This window comes from Rhodoplanes sp. SY1 (assembly GCF_046000175.1).
Lineage (GTDB): Bacteria > Pseudomonadota > Alphaproteobacteria > Rhizobiales > Xanthobacteraceae > Rhodoplanes.
Window position 1 is genome coordinate 1 of the sequence record NZ_JBEOMB010000149.1, and the last position, 786, is coordinate 786.

The 786-nt window shown below is 66.9% G+C and carries 1 protein-coding gene and 1 pseudogene; one reads left to right on the top strand and one right to left on the bottom strand.

Annotation, left to right across the window (positions count from 1 at the left end; all coding sequences use genetic code 11):
- Positions 1-74: 74 nt before the first annotated feature.
- A pseudogene (locus tag ABTU92_RS26205) lies at positions 75-398 on the bottom strand (transposase); the annotation flags it as partial.
- Positions 399-547: 149 nt separating this feature from the next.
- Here ABTU92_RS26205 and ABTU92_RS26210 point away from each other — a divergent pair.
- Positions 548-772: a hypothetical protein gene (locus ABTU92_RS26210; RefSeq protein WP_408094544.1), complete on the top strand. Its 225-nt coding sequence runs from the start codon at positions 548-550 to the stop codon at positions 770-772.
- Positions 773-786 lie beyond the last annotated feature (14 nt).

Sequence of the window (786 nt, forward strand, 5' to 3'; positions counted from 1 at the left end):
GCGGTCGAGCACGTCCTCACGCACCCAGCGGTAGAGTTCGCGCCGCCCCAATTTGGAAGTGATACCAACGGCCCTCATGATTGACCGATGTGAGCCCAAGCTCGCATTCCGATCGAGGTGATAGTCTCCGGCTGGGCGACGAGGCGTCGCCAAGCGTCGCAGGCGGCGTCGACGATGTCGTCGTAGTTGTCGAAGACGCGGTTGGAGAGCCAGTTGCCGCGCAGGAACTGCCAGACGTTCTCGACCGGGTTGAGCTCCGGCGAGCGCGACGGCAGGAACAGCAAGGTCACGTTCCTCGGCACCTTCAGGGCCGGCGTGGTGTGCCAGCCGGCACGGTCGAGCAGCAGGACGGCGTGGGCGCCCTTGGCGACGGTGCGGGCGATCTCGTCGAGGTGAACGTGAGCGTCACGAAGGGAGCACGGTCACGGGGTCTTGCTTTATCGGGCAGGGCCTCCGGCAGAAGTCGTGGACGGCGGTCGCCCGCCGATTGACGGTGGGGTGACCGGGTGGTGGGTTCGGAGCGGCACGACCGAGAGCGGAGGCCGCCATGTCCACCGAATCGCAGCTACGGGACAAGCTGCGGAAGATCGAGGCGCTGTTTTCCGGAGCCGGGACGATCGGCGAGCGGCTGGCGGCAGAGGCGGCACTTGAACGTGTACGAGCGCGACTGGCGGACGTGCAGCGGCACGATCCGCCGATCGAGATGAAGTTCACGGTCGCGGACACGTGGTCGGTCCACCTGTTCATCGCCCTGTGCCGCCGCTACGGCTGAAGCCGATCGTCGCG